Raw genomic sequence first — 4147 nt, forward strand, 5'->3', positions numbered from 1 at the left:
GAATATTTTATGCAGCAGTGAGTTCCGTAATTTTCTTTTTCAACACTGATACTTGTACGGCTGAAGATCGAAAGCTATTTCTGCATCTGCATTGAAGGCTGTTAATACCTCGGCTTTTGGAGCTTTTTTTTTAGCCCCTATGATTAACCACGATTGTTTAACTAATATGAACAAAGTCGTGAAACATTGGTCAAAGAATAGGCGTGAAACATGAAAAATCATAAAAAAAGCCCAATCGGGTGTGATTGGGCTATAAACTAGAAACTATAGCATTGATTTCTAAGGAAAATTATAACACATTTCGTATAAGGTGTATTATGTTAATTTTAGAGAAACTAAACTGATTCAGATTTAAAAAATAAACTCTATTAAAGAGAAAAAATAATGCAGCACAAAGTAATGGTCTCTTTATGTTTGGTTTTTCTTATAGGATGTACACCTAAAGAAAAATCATATATTCCTCAGGAAGGAGATCTAGTGACATGGAAACAGAATCCACAATTGATAGTTAAAGCGAAACTTGGACTGAGACGAGAACATATACCTGATCAATTTGATTATGAGTTTTATAGACCTGCACGAGAACACTATTTAGGTCAATTTCCAATTGATTATACACCTGAAAAATTTGAACCTATTGCACAACAAGAAGCTGACAGTTTGCCGATGCCTGATTCGAATCGATAATTACAGTTTGATTTAAAATTAAGCAATTTAGATTTTCAAGCAACAGATGGCTATTTACCTGATCATGATGACCAAGTGAGAGTCAGGATCGAAGGTCTTACCATAGATATGCGAGCTGAGAAATTAGACACATATAAGACATTTTTACAAAGAAAAGAATTTTTTAAGAAAAATTCAAAATTTGAAAAATATGGTCTGACTTGTTACCCAAAAAAAGTGGCTGATAATTTCTATGGTTGTTATGGGAAATCCAAAGAACAGGATGTTGTTGGTGTTTTATTGGATGTAGTTGCTTTAGAAAATACGGTAGATAATCGATTTGTTCAAATTAGAGGAGAGAGTTATGAGCCCAATAAATATGGCGGTATATGGGTTCAGTGGGAAACGAATTTAAATAATTGGGACAAATGGCAAGAGATAGATAGTGCAATTTGGCGCTTATTAGGTACATGGAACTCTGCTCCATCACCTCAAAAACTAACTAAATAGTTCCCCATTTAACATAATGGCTGTTATACGCAATAAAAAAACCTGGGCACCAACCCAGGTCTAAAATTTAAAAAACAGATAAATATCAGTGCAATAAACTCATTTTTCTAATTTCGCATAACGCGTATTATGTTAATTTTAGGAAAGCTCACTAATCATCAAATTAAAAATATAAGAGAGACTTATGGACTCATATCTTAATTCAGGGGCTGGTTTTCCTGCTGGAACACGTATAAATACAGACAAAGGTTTAATCGCCATTCAGAACATTAAAGTCGGAGATTTAGTACTGTCAAAGCCAAAAAATGGTGACGGAGAGTTATGCTATAAACCTGTTATAAGAATATCTACTTGTGAGAATAGTGAGATTTGGGAGCTAACCTATTTCCAAATTAAAGCAAATACAGATTTATCAAAATTAAATAAAAGCAAATTATTGCAACTTTCTCGCAAAGGAAAAATGGTCAGTAATATGCTGAGGTCTAATCAGACATTCTGGGTTAAGAATATTGGATGGACGCGCTTGGATGAGTTGAAGAACGGTCAAGCTATAGAAACATCTGATCAAGAAATCATTGGTCTTGTTTTTATGGTGAATCCATTACGAAAAACAAGTATGGAAAATGTGGCTGGAAGTTACCATCCTAGCAATATATTTAATGCGGATAAAAAAGGTTTTGATATTGAAAATGTTGAATATTTTACTTTTATCAAATATGGATTAGAAGGACCTATCGAATGTATAGGTGATGATAATGTACCTAGTCCAATATGTGTTAATGGTGAAAGTGTTCACGTTCTCTCAGAGACATTCCGATTAAAAACTTACAGCTTTGACGTTGAGGATGATTATACTTGCTTTATTACGAAGCTAGGATTGTGGGTTAATAATACTGCCTATAAATAATATAAGAAATAAATTACTAATTTTCTTATTTAACATAATAGAGCTTATACGAAACGTGTTTTTAATATTACTTTAAGATCAGTATCTTATCGTTATTCATACCCTCTGGAACGTTCTCGTTCAACCGACTTGGAAACAAGTCGGTTTTTTTATGAACAGTTTTGATAGTTCTTGCCAATAAATCTGACTAAAAATTACGCTTTTCAGCTTGAGTGATACAATTTTGTGATACATTATTGTATATACAAATTTGAATGTTTTTTGTGGAACAGTATTTTGAATGGGATGAGGCTAAGAATCGAAAGAATCAGAAAAAGCATGATATCTCTTTTGAAACTGCAAGCCTTATATTTGAAGATCCTCTACGGATCTCAATCCAAGACAGACATACCAATGGGGAAGAGCGTTGGCAAACCATTGGTAAGGTCAAAGGAGTACTGATGTTATTAGTTGCTCATACCATCTTTGATGAAGATGACTGTGAAATCATACGAATCATTAGTGCAAGACAAGTAACCAAAGCGGAGCGCAATCAATATGAGCATGGTTAGATATACACGCGAAGAGCTGAATGAAAACTTCAGTGACAAGCAAGATGCTGAAATTAAACGCTTGCTTGCTAAGGGAACTGTGTCTGATAATCAATTAGACCTGTCTGATATTCCCGAAATCACCGACTGGAGTAATGCAGTTCGTCATGGGCAATTTTATCGTCCAGTGAAGCAACAGACTTCAGTTCGTCTAGATGCTGATGTACTCGCATGGTTGAAATCACAAGGTAAAGGCTATCAAACACGTATGAACAAAATTCTACGTGAAGCAATGCTAAATGAACGTAAAAATCATCAATAAAAAAAAGGGAGTTATAAACTCCCTTTTTTATTTCGTATATCTGGGTGGTAGTTTAATTTTATTAAGTTTATTGATTATCTCTTTATCATCTTTGTACTACAGCAGTGGATCAATTTCTGTACATTATATCCAATCGCCTAAAAGTGAAGTTTTTTAATGGCTAACCATTGTGTTCTCTCAAACACTTGGTACCGCACTTGGTGATTGGATCGCTGATACTCAAGGGATAGGATAAGCTGTCTTTTTTTATTTTAGGTAAAATAATGGAAAATAAAATTTTTATAAAAACAGCTAGCCCACCGAAATGAACTAACTGGTGTCGTTTTGCGCCAACTTTTACTTAAAAAATACTAACCCTGAGGGAATGGAACATTAGTTAGTAGAAGTATTATATTAAAAAAAACACAAAGATGTATTCAAAATACATTTAAACATTAGTTAAATAACTTATTTTTAAGATAGCCTTATTTTTGATAGTAGTAATAGAACATCTAGTATTCCTAACTACTCTAAATGGGGCTACTGTGCAATCAACCAGAAAGAAAAGTTTTCATTAAAAGGAGTTATAAAATGAGTCATAAGGAACTTGCCGAATTCATTATAGAGCAAACTAGTGATGCATTAATTTATGCTGATAATCACGGTAATATTCAACGTTGGAATGATGCGGCTAGCCAATTATTTGGATTTTCCAAAGATGAAGCACTTGGACAAAGCCTTGATATCATAATTCCTGAACGTGCTCGTAAAGCTCATTGGCATGGTTTTAACATTGCTATCCAAAATGGAAATCTTAGACTATCGGGCAAACCAACTTTAACGAAAGCACTTCATAAAGATATAGATAAAAGACTCTATGTAGAAATGAGTTTTTCTTTAATTAAAGATAATGATGGTCATGTTCAAGGAAGTGTTGCTATCGCCCGTGATGTAACAAACTCAAAAAAATAAGATTTTTTTTTACACTTTATAGTTCTTCTAAAATTAACATAATACAGCTTATACAAAATTTCAAAAAAATAGCCCCAGACTAAGGGGCTATTTAACATAAAATCTCTTATGTGAAGCAATCTTGTAACTCCAAAATAGAAATGTCCGGTTTCTCCAAAGTAAAAATGTCCGCTTTTAGATAACTTTAGCAACTCGATAGACAGTTGCAACTCCACAATTCACTGCTTTGGCAATTTCTTCCTTAGTCATATTGCCAGCTGC

The 4147-nt window shown here is 33.5% G+C and carries 7 protein-coding genes and 1 pseudogene; 7 read left to right on the forward strand and 1 reads right to left on the reverse strand.

Going from position 1 to position 4147, the window contains the following annotated elements; genetic code table 11:
* The first annotated feature begins 384 nt into the window (after positions 1-384).
* The 7 genes and pseudogenes from C9E89_RS23965 (at position 385) to C9E89_RS21670 (ending at position 3886) form a co-directional block, all read left to right on the forward strand.
* Positions 385-687: a hypothetical protein gene (locus C9E89_RS23965; RefSeq protein ID WP_228199098.1), complete on the forward strand. Its 303-nt coding sequence runs from the start codon at positions 385-387 to the stop codon at positions 685-687.
* A 108-nt stretch (positions 688-795) separates the two neighbouring features.
* Positions 796-1176, forward strand: a complete 381-nt coding sequence (locus C9E89_RS23970) for a hypothetical protein (RefSeq protein WP_147305742.1) — start codon at positions 796-798, stop codon at positions 1174-1176.
* A 184-nt stretch (positions 1177-1360) separates the two neighbouring features.
* Positions 1361-2083, forward strand: a complete 723-nt coding sequence (locus C9E89_RS21650; RefSeq protein ID WP_078194509.1) for a Hint domain-containing protein — start codon at positions 1361-1363, stop codon at positions 2081-2083.
* Between the two features lie 263 nt (positions 2084-2346).
* The gene (locus C9E89_RS21655) at positions 2347-2634 is read left to right on the forward strand and encodes a BrnT family toxin (RefSeq protein ID WP_107010192.1); all 288 of its coding nucleotides are present in this window, start codon (positions 2347-2349) and stop codon (positions 2632-2634) included.
* Positions 2621-2935 (forward strand): BrnA antitoxin family protein, encoded by a 315-nt coding sequence (locus C9E89_RS21660; RefSeq protein ID WP_107010193.1) that lies wholly within the window; start codon positions 2621-2623, stop codon positions 2933-2935. Before C9E89_RS21655 ends, C9E89_RS21660 begins: the two co-directional genes overlap by 14 nt.
* 37 nt (positions 2936-2972) lie before the next feature.
* Positions 2973-3167 (forward strand): annotated as a pseudogene (locus C9E89_RS23975) (hypothetical protein); the annotation flags it as partial.
* A gap of 338 nt (positions 3168-3505) precedes the next feature.
* Positions 3506-3886 carry a PAS domain-containing protein gene (locus C9E89_RS21670; protein WP_107010194.1) on the forward strand — a complete coding sequence of 127 codons (381 nt, stop codon included), beginning with the start codon at positions 3506-3508 and terminating at the stop codon, positions 3884-3886.
* A 174-nt stretch (positions 3887-4060) separates the two neighbouring features.
* On the opposite strand, the gene C9E89_RS21675 is transcribed toward C9E89_RS21670, so the two are convergent.
* The coding region (locus C9E89_RS21675; RefSeq protein ID WP_147305743.1) for a helix-turn-helix domain-containing protein at positions 4061-4147 on the reverse strand (87 nt) is incomplete at its 5' end.

This window comes from Acinetobacter sichuanensis, assembly GCF_003024515.2.
In the GTDB taxonomy this organism is placed as follows: domain Bacteria; phylum Pseudomonadota; class Gammaproteobacteria; order Pseudomonadales; family Moraxellaceae; genus Acinetobacter; species Acinetobacter sichuanensis.

Bases quoted from the DNA above. Each gene is read 5' to 3' on its own strand.
- C9E89_RS23965 (WP_228199098.1), top strand. From the start codon at position 385: ATGCAGCACAAAGTAATGGTCTCTTTATGTTTGGTTTTTCTTATAGGA.
- C9E89_RS23970 (WP_147305742.1), top strand. From the start codon at position 796: ATGCGAGCTGAGAAATTAGACACATATAAGACATTTTTACAAAGAAAA.
- C9E89_RS21650 (WP_078194509.1), top strand. From the start codon at position 1,361: ATGGACTCATATCTTAATTCAGGGGCTGGTTTTCCTGCTGGAACACGT.
- C9E89_RS21660 (WP_107010193.1), top strand. From the start codon at position 2,621: ATGAGCATGGTTAGATATACACGCGAAGAGCTGAATGAAAACTTCAGT.
- C9E89_RS21670 (WP_107010194.1), top strand. From the start codon at position 3,506: ATGAGTCATAAGGAACTTGCCGAATTCATTATAGAGCAAACTAGTGAT.